The organism is Nocardioides humi, from assembly GCF_006494775.1.
GTDB classification, from domain to species: Bacteria; Actinomycetota; Actinomycetes; order Propionibacteriales; family Nocardioidaceae; genus Nocardioides; species Nocardioides humi.
Window position 1 is genome coordinate 483,921 of record NZ_CP041146.1, and the last position, 16,353, is coordinate 500,273.

A 16,353-nucleotide genomic window follows, 5' to 3' on the forward strand; every position below is an offset into this window, starting at 1 on the left:
ACGAGGGCCCGGGACGAACGTCCCGGGCCCTCGTCCCATGGAAGGGGCACCAAATGCCCTAGGATGCCGCCGACCGGGCGGCCCATGCGTCCGGCACCATGACCGGTCGTCGCCATGGGGGTAGCGACACTCGGCACATCTGAGGGAGAAACCCGATGAATCATGCTCCGATCAAGTTCATCCTCGGCATCGCGGTCGCGCTCGGCCTGACGCTGACCGCCGCGCCGGTGGCCTCGGCCACCCCGGTGGCAGCCACGACCCAGCGGGCAGCGGTCGACTGCACCATCCAGGCCAAGGCCGTCGACGTCGCGACCACGACCCGCTCCGCGGCTCGGATCAAGATCCAGAAGCTCAAGGCCAAGATCATCAAGCTGCAGAAGAAGATCAAGAAGGCCAAGAAGGCGCACGCCCCCAAGCGGGTCGCGAAGCTGCAGAAGAAGCTCAACAAGACCAAGAAGAACCTCCGCAAGACCAAGGTGCTGCGGGCGAACGCCGCGAAGGCCGTCAGCGGCACGAAGGTCCTGCTGGCCGCCTGCGAGGCCGGCAACGCCGTCCCGCTGCCGGGTGGGACGCCGGACAAGGACAACCTGCTCGACTACGTCGGCGACCTCCTCGACAGCCTCGGCCTCGGGTTCCTGCTCGACTCGCTCGGGCTCGGCGCCGTGCTCGACCTGCTCGACCAGGCCGGGCTGCTCGACCTGCTGGGTCTCGGCGACCTTCGCAACTGACGCGACCCGTCCGTCCAACGGCCGTGCCCTCGGGGGCACGGCCGTTGGCGTAGGGTCGTCCCACTGAACTCCCACGTCTACCCGGAGGATGCGGCATGTCCGAGACGAGCAGCCCTGCTGTCGGGGGTACGACGGCCGCCGGCCGGCCGGACGAGGTCGAGCTGCGCCTGCCCGCCGACGGCGCCTACGCCTCGGTCCTGCGCACGCTGACGGCCGGCCTCGCCGCGCGCCTCGACTTCACCATGGACGACATCGAGGACCTGCGGATCGCGGTCTCCGAGGCGGCGGCGATGGTGCTCGACGAGGCCGACCCCGGCGCGGTCCTGGCCTGCCGGTTCCAGCTCGGCGACGACGAGCTCGCGCTGACCATCGCCGCCGACGCGCAGGCACCGACCGCGCCCGACTACGAGAGCTTCGGCTGGCAGGTCCTCGCCACGCTCGCCGAGGAGGCGGCGATCGACGCCGTCGCCGGTCGCTACTCCGTGCGCCTCCTCGTTCGGTCCTCGCTCGCATCATGACCACCGACCAGTCTCGGGGCGGCACCGGGGGTGGGCCGCCGACGAACATCGAGCAGACCCGCCGCCGCAGCGCCGAGCTCTTCTCCGTCCTGCGCGACGAGCTCGCCTCCCAGGCCGAGCGCGACGGCGCCCGCGACTCCCTCGTCCACCTGCACCTCCCGCTCGTCGAGCACTGCGCACGCCGGTTCCGCAACCGCGGCGAGCCCTACGAGGACCTGGTCCAGGTCGGCACGATCGGGCTGATCAAGTCCGTCGACCGGTTCGACACCGAGCGCGGCGTCGAGTTCTCGACGTACGCCACGCCGACGATCATCGGCGAGATCAAGCGCTACTTCCGGGACAAGGGCTGGGCGATCCGGGTGCCGCGGCGGCTCCAGGAGCTGCGCATGCAGATCAGCGCGAGCACCGCCGAGCTGACCCAGTCGCTGGGCCGCTCCCCCACCCCCGCGAGCTCGCCGAGGCGATCGGGTGCTCCGTCGAGGAGATCGTCGAGGGCCTGGAGTCGAGCAACGCCTACTCCACCCTCTCCCTGGACGCCACCGACGACGACTCCGACGGCGGCGCCGGCCAGAGCATGCTCGACGCGATGGGCGTGGACGACGAGGCGCTCGAGCACGTCGAGATCCGCGAGTCGGTGAAGCCGCTGCTGGAGAACCTGCCGCCACGGGAGAAGAAGATCCTGCTGCTGCGGTTCTTCAAGAACATGACGCAGTCGCAGATCGCCGAGGAGATCGGCGTCTCCCAGATGCACGTCTCCCGGCTGCTGAGCCGCACCCTGGCCCAGCTGCGCGAGTCGCTCGAGGCGGAGGCCTAGTCTCCCGCGTCCTCCGCGTCCTCCGCGTCCTCCGCGTCGTCCGCGTCCTCCGGACGGTCCTCGAGAGCGGCGATCGTGTCCGGTTGCACGACGGCCGCCACCACGACCAGGGCGACCGCGGCGAGCCCGACCGCGGCCAGCACGTGCTCGCGCAGGTTCCAGGCCAGGCCGAGCACGATCAGCTGGGTGATCAGCACCGGACCCCGCGCCCACCCGTGCCGGCGCCACAGGGCGAGGGCGGCACCGATCAGGAGGGCGCCGTACGCCGCGAAGAAGACGGCCGTGGACAGGCCGAACCCCAACCGGCTGGACGAGACGCTGGCCAGCTCCAGCACCGCGAGGATGAGGAGCACCAGCCCCTGGACGGCGGCCAGCGAGGCGGCCACGGTCAGCGGCGGCGGGTTGGTCGCCTGGGGGTCGCTCGGCCGGTCGGTCACGGCCCACACCCTAGGTGTACCCGGGGGCCGGTCCCCCGGAGGTGGGTGTCCAGCATGCGGTTGTGACCCAACAGACCACGCGAATTGCTTGATTCGTGAACGAATCCTTGGAAACCTTGCCGGAGCGATCGTGAAACCGTTCACTTTTGCGGCTTCACGCGTGCCCGAACGAGGGCACCTCCCAGTGAAAGAAGAGGGCATTCCCACCCATGGATTGGCGACACCGTTCCGCATGCCTCGACGAGGATCCGGAGCTGTTCTTCCCGATCGGCAACACCGGCCCGGCGATCCTCCAGATCGAGGAGGCCAAGGCGGTGTGCCGACGCTGCGACGTGCGCGAGCAGTGCCTCGCGTGGGCGCTCGAGGCGGGGCAGGACCACGGTGTGTGGGGTGGCCTGAGCGAGGACGAGCGCCGCGCGCTCAAGCGCCGCAACGCCCGCGCCCGGGTCCGCACCCCCGTCTGAGCCGACGCCGGGAGCACGCCGCCTGCGCCGTGGCGATCACTCGACCGGGATGCTGATCCCGGCGCGGGTGCCGCCGTCGGGGGCGTGACCGAGCGTCAGGTGTCCGCCGAGCTCGGACTCGACGAGGGTGCGCACGATCGACAGGCCGAGGCTGGTGGCGGCGTCGAGGTCGAAGCCCTCGGGCAGCCCACGGCCGTCGTCCTCGACGGCGACCTCGAGCACGGCACCGCGCCGCTCGGCGCGGACCACGATCTGACCGGAGCCGCCGGCGTCGTACCCGTGCTCGGCGGCGTTCTGCATCAGCTCCATCACGACCATCGCCAGCGGGGTCGCGACCTCGGAGGCGAGGACGCCGAAGCTGCCCTCGCGGCGGACGCCGACCTGGGCCGTCGTGGAGCCGACGTCGGTGACCAGGCGGGCCAGCCGGTCGGCGATGTCGTCGAAGGCGACGGTCTCCTCGACCGCCTGGCTGAGGGTCTCGTGGACGATCGCGATCGAGCCGACCCGGCGGACGGCCTCCTCGAGGGCGGACGCGGCCTCGGGCGCGTCGATCCGGCGGGCCTGGAGGCGCAGCAGGGCGGCGACCGTCTGCAGGTTGTTCTTCACCCGGTGGTGGATCTCGCGGATGGTGGCGTCCTTGGTGACCAGCTCCCGGTCGCGGCGGCGCAGATCGGTGACGTCGCGGAGCAGGATGATCGCGCCGATGTGCTCGCCCTTGGGGCGCAGCGGGATGGCGCGCACGATGAGGGCGGCGCCGTCGCCGGGGCCGCCGGAGGCGCCGAGCTCGGTGTCGCGGTGCGCCCGGCCGCCGAGCACCGCGCTGAGGGTCTCCTCGTCGGGCCGCTTCTTCGGCGGCACCAGCTCGCGGGTGAGATCGGTGAGCCGGTGGCCGGTGAGGTCGCCGGTCAGGCCGAGCTTGCGGTACGTCGAGAGCGCGTTGGGGCTGGCGTAGATCACCCGTCCCTCGGCGTCGACCCGCAGGAAGCCGTCGCCCACGCGCGGGGAGTCGGCGTGGTCGCTGCGCTGGGCGGTGGTCGGGAACAGCCCGGCGGCGATCATCTGGGAGAGGTCGGTGGCGGCCTGCAGGTAGTTGATCTCCAGCAGGCTGGGGGTGCGCACGCCGAGCAGGTTGGTGTTGCGGCTGATCACCGCGATCACCCTCCCGTCCCGGCGCACCGGGATCGCCTCCACCCGGACCGGGACGTCGTCACGCCACTCGGGGTCGCCCTCCCGCGCGATCCGGCCGAGCTCGAAGGCCGCGTCCACCAGGACCCGGCGGCCGGCGGCCACGAAGGTGCCGACGATGTCGTCGACGTACGCCGTCGGGCCGGTCGTGGGCCGCATCTGGTCGCCGGCCCAGAAGCCGGCGCCGCCGCTGTCGGGCAGCCAGAGCACCAGGTCGGCGAAGGAGAGGTCCGCGATGACCTGCCAGTCCGCCTGGATCAGCTGGAGCCAGGCGATGTCGGCGTCGTCGAGCTCCGTGTGACGCCGGGCGATCGCGGACAGGGAGGGCACGGGCACAACCTATCCGCCGCAGCCCGGGCCGGTCCGGCGGCCGAGCGTCCCGGCTCGGCGTCCCTTCAGGTCGTTTGGCAGGATAGGGGCCTGGGGGATGAAGGCTCGGCTGCTCCGGAGGGTGTGGGTTGATGGTGTCGGTGGACTGGGCGCGCCTCCAGCAGGCCCTCCGCGACGGGGAACGGCACCCCCCTGCCGACCACCCGCTCGGTGACCTGACCGCCCAGCTGACGCAGATGCTCGGCGACCCGGACCCGCAGGTGCGCGACGGGATGGCGTACTCCTTCCTCGCCACCTGGATCGAGCACGGCGTGTACGACGACCTGCTGGCCGGGCTCGGCGACGGCATGTGCGCCGGGCTCAACGCCGGGATCGGCGAGCGCGACACCGACTCGGTGTTCCGGCGCAGCTTCTCGGTGCTGCTGCTCGCCGAGTGCATCCAGCGCGACACCCGGATCCGCCGGCTCCCCCCGAGCAAGGTGCTGCACTGGGGCGACCGGATCGCCGCGTGGTACGTCCGCGAGCGAGACCTGCGGGGGTTCGTGCCCGGGAAGGGCTGGGCGCACGCCGCGGCCCACGGCGCCGACGCGCTCGCCGCGCTGGCCGCCTCGCGCCACTTCGGGATGACCGAGCTGACCGTGCTGCTCGACGTGATCGCCGACCGCGTGCTCAACCCCGACACCCCGCCCCTGGTCCACGGCGAGCCGGACCGGATCGCGCACGCGGTGATGGAGGTGCTGCGCCGCGACCGGGTGCCGCTGAGCGTCCTGGAGCCGTGGGTGGTCCGCCTCGAGCGCGGCGCCCGGGCCAAGCCGCCCGCCGGCCGCGACCCCTACCGGGCCACCGGCAACGCCCAGGCCGTCCTCCGCGCGCTCTACCTCCAGCTCACCATCTCCCCCCGGCACCCCCGGGTGCGGCCGGACCTGCTGCTCGCGCTGGTCGCCTCGCTGCGGCGGGTGCACCCCTACTTCCTCGACGACATCCGCTGACCTCCGCGGATCCGCTGGCTAGGGTGCCGGAGTGACCACCACGGACAGCAGCCAGCTCACCGGCCACGCGGGCGAGATCGCCACCGCCGTCGCCCGCGCCCACGGCGTCGAGACGATGTTCACGCTCTCGGGCGCCCACGTGTTCCCGATGTACGACGGCGCGGTCAAGTCGCAGCAGGACGGCGGGACGCCGGTCCGGCTGGTCGACGTCCGCCACGAGCAGACCGCGGCCTTCGCGGCCGAGGCGACCGGCAAGCTGACCCGGGTGCCGGGCCTGGCGGTGCTGACCGCGGGGCCGGGCGTCACCAACGGCGTCAGCGCCCTGGCCCAGGCCCGGTTCGCGGGATCGCCGATGGTCGTGGTCGGCGGGCGGGCGCCCAACAACCGCTGGGGAACCGGCGCGCTGCAGGAGATCGACCACCTGCCGATCGTGGCGCCGGTGACGAAGCACGCCGCGACCCTGATGACCGCGAACGACGTGGCCGCGGGCTTCGACACCGCCTTCAGCGAGGCGCGCTCCTCGCACCGCGGCCCGACGTACGTCGACGTGCCGATGGACGAGTTCTTCAACGTCGGCGCGGGTGCGGCGCCCGTGATCGGGACCTACCGCGGCGCGGAGCCGGACAGCGACGCCGTCGCACGGATCGCCGCGCTGGTGGCGACGGCCGAGCGGCCGGTGCTGATCCTCGGCACCGACGTGTGGGCCGACCACGCCGAGGAGGCGGCGCTGCGCCTGGTCGAGGAGATGCGGCTGCCCGCGATCACCAACGGCATGGGCCGCGGCGTCGTCCCCGGCGGCCACCCGCTGCTCGTCACCAAGGCACGGGGCGCCGCGCTGAACGGCGCCGACCTGGTCGTCGTGGTCGGGACGCCGCTGGACTTCCGGCTCGGGTACGGCGTGTTCGGCGGCAAGGACGGATCGGAGCCCGCGGCCGTCGTCCACATCGCCGACTCCCCCGGCCAGGTCTCCGGCCACGCCGACCTCGCCGCGTCGGTGAGCGGCGACCTGACCAGCGTCCTCGACGGGCTGCTCGGGGCGCTGGCCGGCGCCCGGCAGCCGGACCGGTCCGCCTGGCTCACCCTGCTGCAGGACACCGTCGCCGCGGCGAGCACCAAGGACGCCGAACTGCTCGGCGCCGAGGCGGACCCGATCCACCCGGCGCGGATCTACGGCGAGTTGGTCCCGCGACTGGCCGACGACGCCGTGGTCATCGGCGACGGCGGCGACTTCGTGTCCTTCGCCGGCAAGTTCGTGGAGCCGAGGCGACCGGGCTGCTGGCTCGACCCCGGCCCCTACGGCTGTCTCGGCGCGGGCCTCGGCGCGGCGGTCGCCGCCCGGATCGCCCGGCCGTCGTCGCAGGTGGTGCTGCTGCTCGGCGACGGCGCGGCGGGCTTCTCGCTGATGGACGTCGACACGCTGGTGCGCCACGGCCTGCCGGTCGTGATGGTGATGGGCAACAACTCCGCGTGGGGACTGGAGAAGGGCCCGATGCAGCTGCTCTACGGGTACGACGTCGCGGCGGACCTCGCGCCCCGCACGGCGTACGACCAGGTGGTCACCGCCCTCGGCGGCGCCGGCGAGACGGTCACCGACCCGCGGCAGATCGGGCCCGCCCTCGACCGGGCGTTCGCCGCGGGCGCGCCGTACCTGGTCAACGTGATCACGGACGTGGACGCCGCCTACCCCCGCTCCACGTTCGGCATCTGACATCGACGGCAACCGGCGAGGAGGCTGAGGATGGGCGAGGCGACCCTGAGGTTCACCGTGACCGACGCCGACACCGCGTTGGCGGTCGGCTCCGGGAGCCTGCCGGTGCTGGGCACGCCCCGGCTGCTCGCGTGGTGCGAGGCGGCGACCTGCGCGGCCGTGGAGCCCGCCCTGGCCGCGGGCGAGACCAGCGTCGGCACCCGGGTCGACCTCGAGCACCTCGCCGCCACCGCGGTCGGCGGAGCCGTCGAGGTCACCGCCCGCGAGGTCCACGCCGACGGCCGGCTGCGCCGCTTCGCCGTCGCCGCGCGCGAGGTCGGCGCCGAGGGCCGGGCGGGGAAGCTGGTCGGGTCGGGCGAGGTCACCCGGGTGGTCGTCGACGCCGAGCGGTTCCTGGCCCGGATTTCGCCGCCGGCCGGCGGTCCTGAGAGAATGGCCTGATTCACGACTTCAGGAGGAACCATGGGCAAGACCGGCCGCAAGCGCCGCGCGCGCCGCAAGAAGGGCGCGAACCACGGCAAGCGCCCCAACAGCTGACCCGATCAGCACCGCGTATCCGACGAGCCCCGACCGAACGGTCCGGGGGTTCGTCTCTTTCGGGCGCCGTCACGCCCCCGCGAGGAGCTCCGGTGCGGCGCCAGCTCCGCCTGCAGGGCCCGGGACGCGCGCTGGATGCGCAGGAACAGCGCGGCCGAGGGCGTCACGGTGCCGTGGACGTAGCTCGACAGCCGTGACGGCGACGTGCCGATGCGCGCCGCGAACTGCCGCTGCGAGGCGCCGCTGAGCGCGACCAGGCGCTGGACCTGGTGGGCGATCTGCTCGCGCTCGCGCTCGTGCCCCCACTCGCGGCACCACTCGACGGCCGTCACCGCGGCGGGCCGGTCGGCGTGCCGCGCCAGCTCGGTGATGCTCTCGGCGTACGGGCCCCACGGGTTGGCGACGAGGGTGGCGAGGTGCCGGCGCCACTCGGCGACGGAGCCGTCGTCGAGGAGCGCGACGAGGTCGTCGACGCGCTCGACGGGCACGGCGGCCGCCACGAGGATCGCCGGGCCGGCGTCGATGCCCTGGAAGAGCAGGCCGCGGCCGAGGTCCTGGCAGCGCAGTGCCACCGCTCCCAGCCCCTCGGCGTCGCCCTCGGGAGCCCCGCCGCGGAGGGCCGGCGCCAGCAGGCGGCGGACGACGACGGTGGTCCAGGGCAGCTCCGGCGCGGTGTCGAGCAGCCCGCTCGCCCGGTGCTGCAGGCGGCTCACCCGCTCCGCGCCCAGCTGCCGGGCGAGGCGAGCGGCGGTGACGTCGTCCGCCGGGTCGTCGAGAACGGCGAGCGCCACGAAGTTGGCCGACACGGCGCTCAGCGCCGAGGTACGGCGGTCGCGACCCCGCTGGTCGAGGTGGCCGACGAGCCGCTCCCACAGCACACGGTGCTGCTCCTCCACCCGCTCCTGGCGGGACAGCACGTCGCGGACGATCTCGGAGAGCCCGGCCCCGATGGGCTGCCGGGCGCGGAGCCCGAACTGGTCCGGCAGCGCCGGTGCCGGGTCCGGGCGGGAGCCTGCGGGGGAGTCATGGTGGACCACCTTGCGGGAAGCGGAGGGACGGTTCGTTCCGGCCGGGAGGTGACCCAGCCACCAGTCCAGACGCACGACCTCACCGAACATCACGCGATATCCGGGAAGGTTCACTACGATCCGAGGAGCCGTGGAGGAGGCTCGGGTCGCGATGCCACGCACTGGATCGACGCCGAGAGACGGCGTCCGGGCGCTGGGGGGTGCCGCATGGCGGAGCGACGTGTGCCGGCCGACGCCCCGGGCGCGCGAACGGGGGCGCGCCCGCGGCCGCTGGCGGCGGTCGGCGGCGACCTCGACCTCGACCGTCTCTGGCGTCAGCACGTGGCGGGCGCCCGCCGGCTCGCGGTGGCGCTGACCGGGCCGGACGACGCCGAGGAGCTGGTGGCGGAGGCCTTCGCACGGGTCCTCGCCCAGGTCCGGGCCGGGCGCGGGCCGACGACGAACTTCCGCTCCTACCTGCACACCACCATCCGCAACGCCTTCCGCGACCGGCTGCGCCGTACCCGGGAGGAGCCCGCGTCGGACCAGCCGTGGCTCCTGGACGAGCCCGTCGCACCGCCCGGGGAGACACCGGGCGACATCGACGCGGACCGGGCGGCGCGCGCATTCGCCACCCTGCCGTCGTCCTGGCAGCGGATCCTGTGGCACCTCGAGGTCGAGGGCCGCAAGCCGGGCGAGCTCGGGGAGCTGCTCGGCCTCCGCCCCCGCGCCGTCTCCTCGCTCGCCCACCGGGCGCGGGAGGGCCTGCGCAAGGCCTACCTCGACCAGCACCTCGACGCCACGGACGGGACCGTCGCCGGCAGCGCCGCGTGCGCGTGGACGCAGGCCCGCCTCAGCCGGTACGTCCGCGACCAGCTCGGCGCCCGTGCGGAGCGGAGGACGGCGGACCACCTCGCGACCTGCCCGGCCTGCCTCGGCGTCCATCTGCACCTCGAGCGGACCAACCGGAAGCTGGCCGGCTGGCTGCTCCCGGTCGTCGTGGCCGGCGCGTCCCCGGTCTCGGCGGGCTGGTACGGCGGCGCGGCCAGCGGCGGGGCGCTGGCGGGCACGACCACGGCGACCGGCGCCGCGACCGGTGCTGCGACCGCGGCCGCCGCCGTCGTCGCGGCCGCGGTCGTCGTCACCGGCGTCCACGTGGACCGGCAGGGCGCGACTCCCGACGTACCGCCGCCCGGCCTGTCCGAGATCGCGGCACCGCCCGCCCGCGACCCCCGACCCATGGCGCCGCGACCCCGCTCCGCCCCCGCGACCGGGACGCTGGGCGCCGCCGAGGCCACCGGGGCGCCCGCGGCCCCGCCGCCGGACCCGGCGACACCGCCGCACCCGGACCACCCCGACCGCGCCGACGCACCGCCCCCGGCCGCGGCCGTCGACTGCGCCGACATGGGCACGACGCTGCCCGCCCACCTGGAGCGGGCGCTGCGGTGCGCGGTGCGGGCGGGCGCCTCGGCCCTGCCGTCGCTCCCCTCGCCCGCACCCCTCGAGCTCACCGCCCTGCCCCTCGAGCCGGACCTGACCCGGCTCGTCCCCACCGGCGCGCTGCCGCGGGACCGGGCCGGGCGCCCCTGACCACGCTCCCCGAGCGGGAGGAAAACCGGCCCTCCGTGGATCACCGGGGCGAGCGGCGAGCACCAGAGATGCGTGAGCCAGCTCCTCGTCGACGCGCGCCCGCGCCCGCCCGCCGTACCGGGCTTCGCGCCGGTCGGTCCGGGGACCAGCCGCTGGGCGGCGCTCGGGGTGGCGGCCGTGATGGTGGTGCTGCCGTTCGGCGATGTCGGCGTCCCGGTGCTCGGCATGAGCCTGGTGTACGTCGCGATGGCGCTGCCGGCCCTGCTCGCGCTGGGGGCGCTGGCGCGGGACGAGGCGGTCCTGCCTGCCTCGGGGGTCCTGCTCGGGCTCGGGCTCTGCGCGGCCGGCGGCGTCGTCTCGACGGCGGTCGGCGTGCGCCCCCCGGACGGGGTGACGCTGGTGGTGATCTCGTTCCTGACCCTGGGCTACGCCGTCGGGGTCTCCTTCGCCTATCGACCCGGTCTCGAGCGGGACGGCCCCGACCTCCTCGTCCTCGTGGGCGGCGTGGTGGCGGTGATGACACTGGTCTCGGCCGGGTCGCTGGAGGCGGCGGAGGGCGGGTCGGTCATCAACGGGCGGCTGACGGGCCCGTTCGCACAGCCCAACGAGCTCGGCATCTTCTGTGCCGCACTGCTCCCCATCGCGGTCGCCTGCCTGGTCACCACGCCGTCGCGCCGCCGGCTCGCGGTCCTCGGGATCGCGACGGCGTGCCTGGCCATGGCGTGGGCGATGAGCATGTCGCGCGGCGCCTGGATCGGCGGGATCGCGGCGCTGGTCTGCCTGGCGATCGCCGAGCCGCGGACCCGGCGGGCCCTCGCCGGCATCGGCGCCGCCGTCGTCGCGACCTGCGCGGCCGCTCTCGTACTGCCGACCAGCACCGCCGTGCTCGGCGCGCTCGGCGCACGGCTGCGCTCGCTCCAGGACCCGAGCCAGAACCAGTACGACGACCGCCCGCTGATCTGGGCGGAGGCCTGGCGCCAGGCCACCACCCACCCGTGGTTCGGCGTGGGGCCGGGCGGCTACCCGGTGGCCGCCGGCGACTCGACCAGCGCCATCTCGTCGTACGGCGCGCAGCATCCGCACGACCTCCTCCTCACCGTCCTCGCCGAGCGCGGCGCCATCGGGCTCGGCTTCGGCGCGGTCGTGGTGGCCGGGTGCGTCATCGCGGCACGACGCCACGCGCTGGCCGGTCCCGCCGTCGACGTGGGCGGGTCGCTGTTGCGGACCCGGAGCATGGCGGTGATCGCCGCACTCGTCGCGGTCGCCGTCCACTGCGTGTTCGACATGCCGCTGCGCAACCCCATCGTCGCCGGCCTGGTCTGGACCCTGCTGGGCATGGCCGTCGTCGCCGAGACGGCACGCTCCGACGGCCGCCCGAGCTGACGCGGCTGACGCGGGCTACAGGACGTCCGGAGGGGAGCCGTCGGCGTCACGGCGCTCCCGGAGCCGGCGGGCGACCCGGTTGATCCGCAGCAGCATCGCGGCCGACGGCGTGACGGCGCCGGTCGCGTACGTCGACAGGCGCGAGGGCGAGGTGCCGACCAGGGCGGCGAACCCGCGCTGGGTCAGTCCCGCCTGCTCGATCACGGAGCGGATGTGGGCGGCCACGGCCTGGCGCTCCGCCTCCTCCGCGTCCCGGCGGCACACGTCGGCGACCGCGCGGATGCTGGCGATCTCGAGCGGTCGCTCGGCGGGGTCCAGCAGGCCGAGGCTCCGGTCGGTGGTCCCGTTCCAGGGGTCGGCCGCGATGCCCCCGACCAGGGCCCGCCACACGGGGACGTGGCCGTCGCGGAAGACGGCCAGCAGGGCCTGCTCGCCGTCGACGGCCGGCGGCTCGGGGTCGGCGGCGCCCACCAGGAGCAGGCGCGCGACGGCCTCGCCGGCGACCTGCTGCAGGTCGGCGCGCCCGTCGGGGGCGAGCGGGGTGCCCGGTCGCGCCCCGCCGCCCCAGGCATAGCCGCCGAGCACCCGGACCAGCCGCGTGGTCAGCGTGCGCTCGGGGTCGTCGACCGGGGCGAGGACGTCCTCCTGGGTCTGGGCGACCTGGCGACCGCCGTGCTCCTGCACGAGCCGGGCCAGGTCGTCCACGTCGCCGACCTCCGGGAAGTGGATCAGCGCGAGGGCGTTGGCCAGCACGGACCTCCCGATCACGGCCCGGCTGCCGTCGCGGACGTCCAGGCCCGCGGAGACGCGGTACCAGAGCTCCTGGACGGCCTCGTCCACCTGCACGCGCCGCTCGAACGACGCGATGATCCCCCGCACGCTGCTGCTCGTCCCGGCTACCGCGCCCGGCCGGAGGCGCGCAGGATCGCTCGCATGCCCGACCCCTCCCCCGACCCCTCCCCGGAGCCGAACCTGATGCGGCCGGCACCCGAGCGCCCAACCGCCGATGGTCACAATGCAGGCTAGTCGCAGCGGATGCGAGGCATTCCCGCCATGCGGTATCAGATCCGACATCACGACGCCGCCGGCGGAGGACGCAGGGCCGCGCGGACCTGCGTGGCGGCGGTCGGCACGAGCCGGCGTACGACGAGCGCGGCGACCAGCAGGTAGCCGACCGCGGCGACGGCCAGCGCCAGGGGCAGCGGGCCGATCGTCTCCAGGGCCACGCCGACCGCGGCGGACGCGGCGCCGACGACGAGCATCGCCCGGGCCGACACGACCTGGCCCACGATCCGGACGAGCGCGCGCAGCACGATCACCGACTCGACCAGAAAGGCGAACGACGTGGCGAAGGCGGCCGCCGTCAGTCCCCAGCGCGGGATCAGCCAGAGGTTGAGCCCGACGTTGACGGCCAGCGCCACCACGCTCGAGACCAGCACCACCGGGTAGGGCCGCAGAGCCAGCAGGACCGTCGAGGCAAGGTAGGAGACGCCGAAGAGGAGCGGTGCGGCGGCCAGGCCCCACATCAGGCCGCGGTGGACGAACTCGGGGCCGAAGAGCAGGCCCACGAGGTCGTCGCCCCGGGTGGCGAGCAGGACGCCGTAGGGCACGTAGATCGCCGCCACGACGACGAGGCTGCGCTGCGCCCAGAGCCGCACGTGCTCACGGTCGTCGGGCCGGCTGGCGATGACCGGGACGTAGGCGCGCGAGAGGGTCCAGCTGACGAAGAGCACCGTCTCGAACACGCGGTACCCGGCGCCGTACACGCCGACGGCGGTGGTGCCGAGGATGATGCCGATCAGCGCCGCGTCGATGCGGAACATCCCCATCGAGGCGACCGCGCCGAGCCCCATGACGGGAGCGGCCTCCAGGATCATCCGGACCTCGGCCCGGCTCCCCCGCATCCGCAGCCGGACCCCGGCCCGGTGCGCGGCGATGTGCATGCCGACGACGCCGACGCAGGTGGCGAGGAGGTAGCCGAGCGCGGTCCACCACACGCTCGACGTCGCGAGCAGGACGCCGACGGCCAGGACCAGCGCGGAGAAGCGCTGGATCACCAGGACGACGGCGGACAGGTGCTGCCGCTGGCGGGCGCCGCACGCCGCACGGGAGGCGTCGACGAGCGTCTCGGCCAGCCCCGCCGCCACGAGCAGGGTGACAGCGAGGGCGCTCGCGGGCGCCATGGTCGCGAACAGGACGATCGCGGTCGGCACCAGCACGGCGGCGGAGAGCACCAGCCGGATCCCCACCAGCGCTCCGTAGCAGCGGTCGAGCAGGTCGGGGCGGGCGCTGCCGAGCTGGGTGAGCCGCGCCTCGAGGCCGAGCGAGGAGAACACGGCGAGCAGGAGGCCGAGGCTCCAGCCGAAGGAGAGCACGCCGAACTCGGCGACTCCCAGGATCCGGGCGAGGAGCAGGAAGGTCACGAAGGTCGCGACCTTGCCGAGCAGCTCGGCGACGGCGAGGGTCACGATCGCGGCGCCGGTACGCCGCAGCAGGTCGTCGTCCTGCTCCGTCACGTCCGTCATCGCTCGGCGATCCGGCGCACGGCCGCGTCGGGGAGCATCGCCTTGACCCGGCTCCGGGCACGGGCCTCCCAGGCGTCGACCGCCCCGATCCAGGCGTGGGAGGCCGCACGCAGCTCGCAGCGGTGGATCTCGGCGTTGCCGAACTTGGCCTCGGTCCGGCCCCGCAGCCAGTCGAAGGTGGTGATGCCGGGGTCGGCGACCGCGCGCTGCACGGCCGCCATCTCGCAGACGATCCCGCCGCGGTAGCGCAGCCAGTCCTGCGCGACCCGGCCGTCGTACAGCCGGAGCGTGGCGCCGTCGGTCATCGTGGTCGCGAAGCCCAGCACCTCCTCGCCGACGACCAGCAGGTGCATCCGCGCCCGGCCCTCGGCGACGGCGGCGCGCACGAAGGCCTCGTAGAACGCGCGCGTGGCCGGGTCGTCCAGGTGGCTGCGCCGGCCGCTCCCGTGGTCGCGCCCCCGGCGCACGTCGATCACGGCCGGGAGCCACCGCTCGAAGCCCTCGGGATCGTCCACCTCCAGGCTCGTCGCGGCCAGCCCGTCGCTCGCCAGGCGGTTGAGCGCGGTGTGCGGCTTGCGCCGCCGGTTGCGGCTGAGCCGGTAGGTCGTGCCCGGCCCGTCGATCCGCGGCATCGGCGGCCCGGCGACGACCGTCGCGCCGGGGAGGCGCGCACGGAGCCCCGCCAGCACCGGGTCCTCCGGCGCGAGCTGGCTCAGGGCGAGCGACCAGCGGCGGTGACCGCGGATCCAGGCCGCGATCGCCTCGGCGAGCACGTCGGCGGCGTCCACGTCGTCGTGGAACAGCTCGGCGTAGTCGTTGAGCCCGCCGCCCAGCACCTCGACGCGCGTCACGCCGCGCCGGCGGCGTACCGCCAGGGCGGCGAGACCGACGACGGCGCCGTCCCGGCGCACGGTGATCGCGACCGGCTCCCCCGGCAGGTGCCGGGCCGCGGCGCCGAGCCAGGCGGACGAGGTCGAGAACGCGGTGCTGTGCCGGTCGACGTACGACGCGAGGCCGGTCAGCTCCGTGAGGGCGGCAGCACCGACCGCGACGGCGGTCGCGGTGACGGCGGTACGCGCGGGCATGCCTCTCTGGTGCACCGGCGTCACCCTCCTGATCCTGCGGGCACCCGCTCACGTCGCGACAGGTCGGGCAGCACCAGCCCGCGGCGCTCGAGCCAGGCCAGCGTGTCGGCGACGGCGGTGGCGAGGTCCCGCTCGGCCCGCCAGCCGAGCAGCCGGCGCGCCCGGTCGGTGCGGGCGTAGGCGCCCACGGTGTCGCCCGGCCGGCGGGGCCCCTCGACGACGGGCACCGGGCGGCCGGTCGCGTGCTCGAAGGCCGCGACCAGCTCGCGCACGGTGGTGCCGCGGCCGGTGCCGAGGTTGATGGCGTGGGCCGGACGCCCGTCGAGGGCACGGTCGAACCGCTCGAGCGCGGTGACATGGGCCCGGGCGAGGTCCCACACGTGCACGTAGTCGCGGATCGCCGTGCCGTCGCGGGTCGGGTAGTCGGTCCCCATGATCGAGAACGGGGTGCCGGCACCCCAGGCGTGGGCGAGCACGCCGAGCGCGTGCGTGGGCCTGCGCAGCTGGACGCCGGTCCGCAGCAGCGGGTCGGCGCCGACGGGGTTGAAGTAGCGCAGCGCGAGGACGCGGAGACCGGTGGCGACGGCGAGGTCGGCGAGCATCGTCTCGGCGATCGCCTTGGTCCGCGCGTAGGGGCTGGCGGGCGCCCAGGGCGAGGACTCGTCGACGCTGTGGTCCGTCCCGGGCCGGTAGATCGCGGCCGAGCTGCTGAAGACCAGGTCCCGCACACCGCAGCCGGCGAGGGTCTCGGCGAGCTCCAGGGTGCCGGTCACGTTGGTGCGGTAGTAGTCGCCGGGCCGGGCGACCGAGTCCGGTACGACGACCCGCGCCGCGCAGTGCACGGCGGCCGTGATGCCGGGGTTCTCGGCGAGCACCCGGCGGACGAGGGCGCGGTCGGCGACGTCCCCCTGGTAGAACCGGTGCCCGCGCACGAACTCGGCGCGCCCGGTCGACAGGTCGTCGAGGACGACCGCCCGGTGCCCGGCGTCCGTCAGCGCGGAGGCGACGGTGCTGCCGATGTAGCCGGCTCCGCCGGTGATCAGGACGTCCATG

The 16,353-nt window shown here is 74.8% G+C and carries 16 protein-coding genes and 1 pseudogene; 10 read left to right on the forward strand and 7 right to left on the reverse strand.

Annotated elements, in window-relative coordinates:
• Window positions 1–155: 155 nt before the first annotated feature.
• From FIV44_RS02355 to FIV44_RS02365, 3 genes and pseudogenes are all read left to right on the forward strand, one after another.
• Window positions 156–728, forward strand: a complete 573-nt coding sequence (locus FIV44_RS02355; protein ID WP_141003088.1) for a hypothetical protein — start codon at window positions 156–158, stop codon at window positions 726–728.
• Window positions 729–823: 95 nt separating this feature from the next.
• Window positions 824–1,246 (forward strand): ATP-binding protein, encoded by a 423-nt coding sequence (locus FIV44_RS02360; RefSeq protein WP_141003089.1) that lies wholly within the window; start codon window positions 824–826, stop codon window positions 1,244–1,246.
• A pseudogene (locus FIV44_RS02365) lies at window positions 1,243–2,060 on the forward strand (sigma-70 family RNA polymerase sigma factor). The gene FIV44_RS02360 and the pseudogene FIV44_RS02365 overlap by 4 nt, the downstream one beginning before the upstream one ends.
• Here the strand turns inward: FIV44_RS02365 and FIV44_RS02370 are convergent.
• Entirely contained in the window at window positions 2,057–2,497 is a 441-nt protein-coding gene (locus tag FIV44_RS02370) for a hypothetical protein (protein ID WP_141003090.1), read from the reverse strand. The pseudogene FIV44_RS02365 and the gene FIV44_RS02370 sit on opposite strands and share 4 nt — an antisense overlap.
• Before the next feature lie 209 nt (window positions 2,498–2,706).
• Between FIV44_RS02370 and FIV44_RS02375 the strand changes: the two genes are divergently transcribed.
• Entirely contained in the window at window positions 2,707–2,961 is a 255-nt protein-coding gene (locus FIV44_RS02375) for a WhiB family transcriptional regulator (RefSeq protein ID WP_038678054.1), read from the forward strand.
• A gap of 36 nt (window positions 2,962–2,997) precedes the next feature.
• On the opposite strand, the gene FIV44_RS02380 is transcribed toward FIV44_RS02375, so the two are convergent.
• Window positions 2,998–4,476 carry a sensor histidine kinase gene (locus FIV44_RS02380; RefSeq protein WP_141003091.1) on the reverse strand — a complete coding sequence of 493 codons (1,479 nt, stop codon included), beginning with the start codon at window positions 4,474–4,476 and terminating at the stop codon, window positions 2,998–3,000.
• A gap of 131 nt (window positions 4,477–4,607) precedes the next feature.
• On the opposite strand from FIV44_RS02380, the gene FIV44_RS02385 reads away from it, so the two are divergent.
• The 4 genes from FIV44_RS02385 to FIV44_RS33805 are packed head-to-tail and all read left to right on the forward strand — an operon-like array spanning window position 4,608 to window position 7,710.
• Window positions 4,608–5,465, forward strand: coding sequence for a DUF2785 domain-containing protein (locus FIV44_RS02385; RefSeq protein ID WP_141003092.1), 858 nt, complete (start codon window positions 4,608–4,610; stop codon window positions 5,463–5,465).
• Between the two features lie 31 nt (window positions 5,466–5,496).
• The gene (locus FIV44_RS02390) at window positions 5,497–7,173 is read left to right on the forward strand and encodes an acetolactate synthase (protein ID WP_141003093.1); all 1,677 of its coding nucleotides are present in this window, start codon (window positions 5,497–5,499) and stop codon (window positions 7,171–7,173) included.
• Window positions 7,174–7,203: 30 nt separating this feature from the next.
• Window positions 7,204–7,614 carry a thioesterase family protein gene (locus tag FIV44_RS02395; protein ID WP_141003094.1) on the forward strand — a complete coding sequence of 137 codons (411 nt, stop codon included), beginning with the start codon at window positions 7,204–7,206 and terminating at the stop codon, window positions 7,612–7,614.
• A gap of 21 nt (window positions 7,615–7,635) precedes the next feature.
• On the forward strand, window positions 7,636–7,710 hold the full coding sequence (locus tag FIV44_RS33805; protein WP_370249596.1) for a 50S ribosomal protein bL37: 75 nt from the start codon (window positions 7,636–7,638) through the stop codon (window positions 7,708–7,710).
• Window positions 7,711–7,715: 5 nt separating this feature from the next.
• Here FIV44_RS33805 and FIV44_RS02400 read toward each other — a convergent pair whose 3' ends face one another.
• The gene (locus FIV44_RS02400; protein WP_141003095.1) at window positions 7,716–8,747 is read right to left on the reverse strand and encodes a helix-turn-helix domain-containing protein; all 1,032 of its coding nucleotides are present in this window, start codon (window positions 8,745–8,747) and stop codon (window positions 7,716–7,718) included.
• A 198-nt stretch (window positions 8,748–8,945) separates the two neighbouring features.
• Between FIV44_RS02400 and FIV44_RS02405 the strand changes: the two genes are divergently transcribed.
• Window positions 8,946–10,307: a sigma-70 family RNA polymerase sigma factor gene (locus FIV44_RS02405; RefSeq protein ID WP_181410939.1), complete on the forward strand. Its 1,362-nt coding sequence runs from the start codon at window positions 8,946–8,948 to the stop codon at window positions 10,305–10,307.
• Between the two features lie 72 nt (window positions 10,308–10,379).
• Window positions 10,380–11,690 carry an O-antigen ligase family protein gene (locus FIV44_RS02410; protein WP_141003097.1) on the forward strand — a complete coding sequence of 437 codons (1,311 nt, stop codon included), beginning with the start codon at window positions 10,380–10,382 and terminating at the stop codon, window positions 11,688–11,690.
• Window positions 11,691–11,705: 15 nt separating this feature from the next.
• On the opposite strand, the gene FIV44_RS31015 is transcribed toward FIV44_RS02410, so the two are convergent.
• From FIV44_RS31015 to galE, 4 genes are all read right to left on the reverse strand, one after another.
• Complete coding sequence (locus FIV44_RS31015) at window positions 11,706–12,569, reverse strand: helix-turn-helix domain-containing protein (RefSeq protein WP_219996253.1); 864 nt, start codon at window positions 12,567–12,569, stop codon at window positions 11,706–11,708.
• Between the two features lie 194 nt (window positions 12,570–12,763).
• On the reverse strand, window positions 12,764–14,215 hold the full coding sequence (locus FIV44_RS02420) for an oligosaccharide flippase family protein (RefSeq protein ID WP_141003098.1): 1,452 nt from the start codon (window positions 14,213–14,215) through the stop codon (window positions 12,764–12,766).
• Complete coding sequence (locus tag FIV44_RS02425; RefSeq protein ID WP_141003099.1) at window positions 14,212–15,300, reverse strand: GNAT family N-acetyltransferase; 1,089 nt, start codon at window positions 15,298–15,300, stop codon at window positions 14,212–14,214. Before FIV44_RS02425 ends, FIV44_RS02420 begins: the two co-directional genes overlap by 4 nt.
• Before the next feature lie 20 nt (window positions 15,301–15,320).
• Complete coding sequence (galE, locus tag FIV44_RS02430; protein ID WP_141003100.1) at window positions 15,321–16,352, reverse strand: UDP-glucose 4-epimerase GalE; 1,032 nt, start codon at window positions 16,350–16,352, stop codon at window positions 15,321–15,323.
• Window position 16,353: the final 1 nt, after the last annotated feature.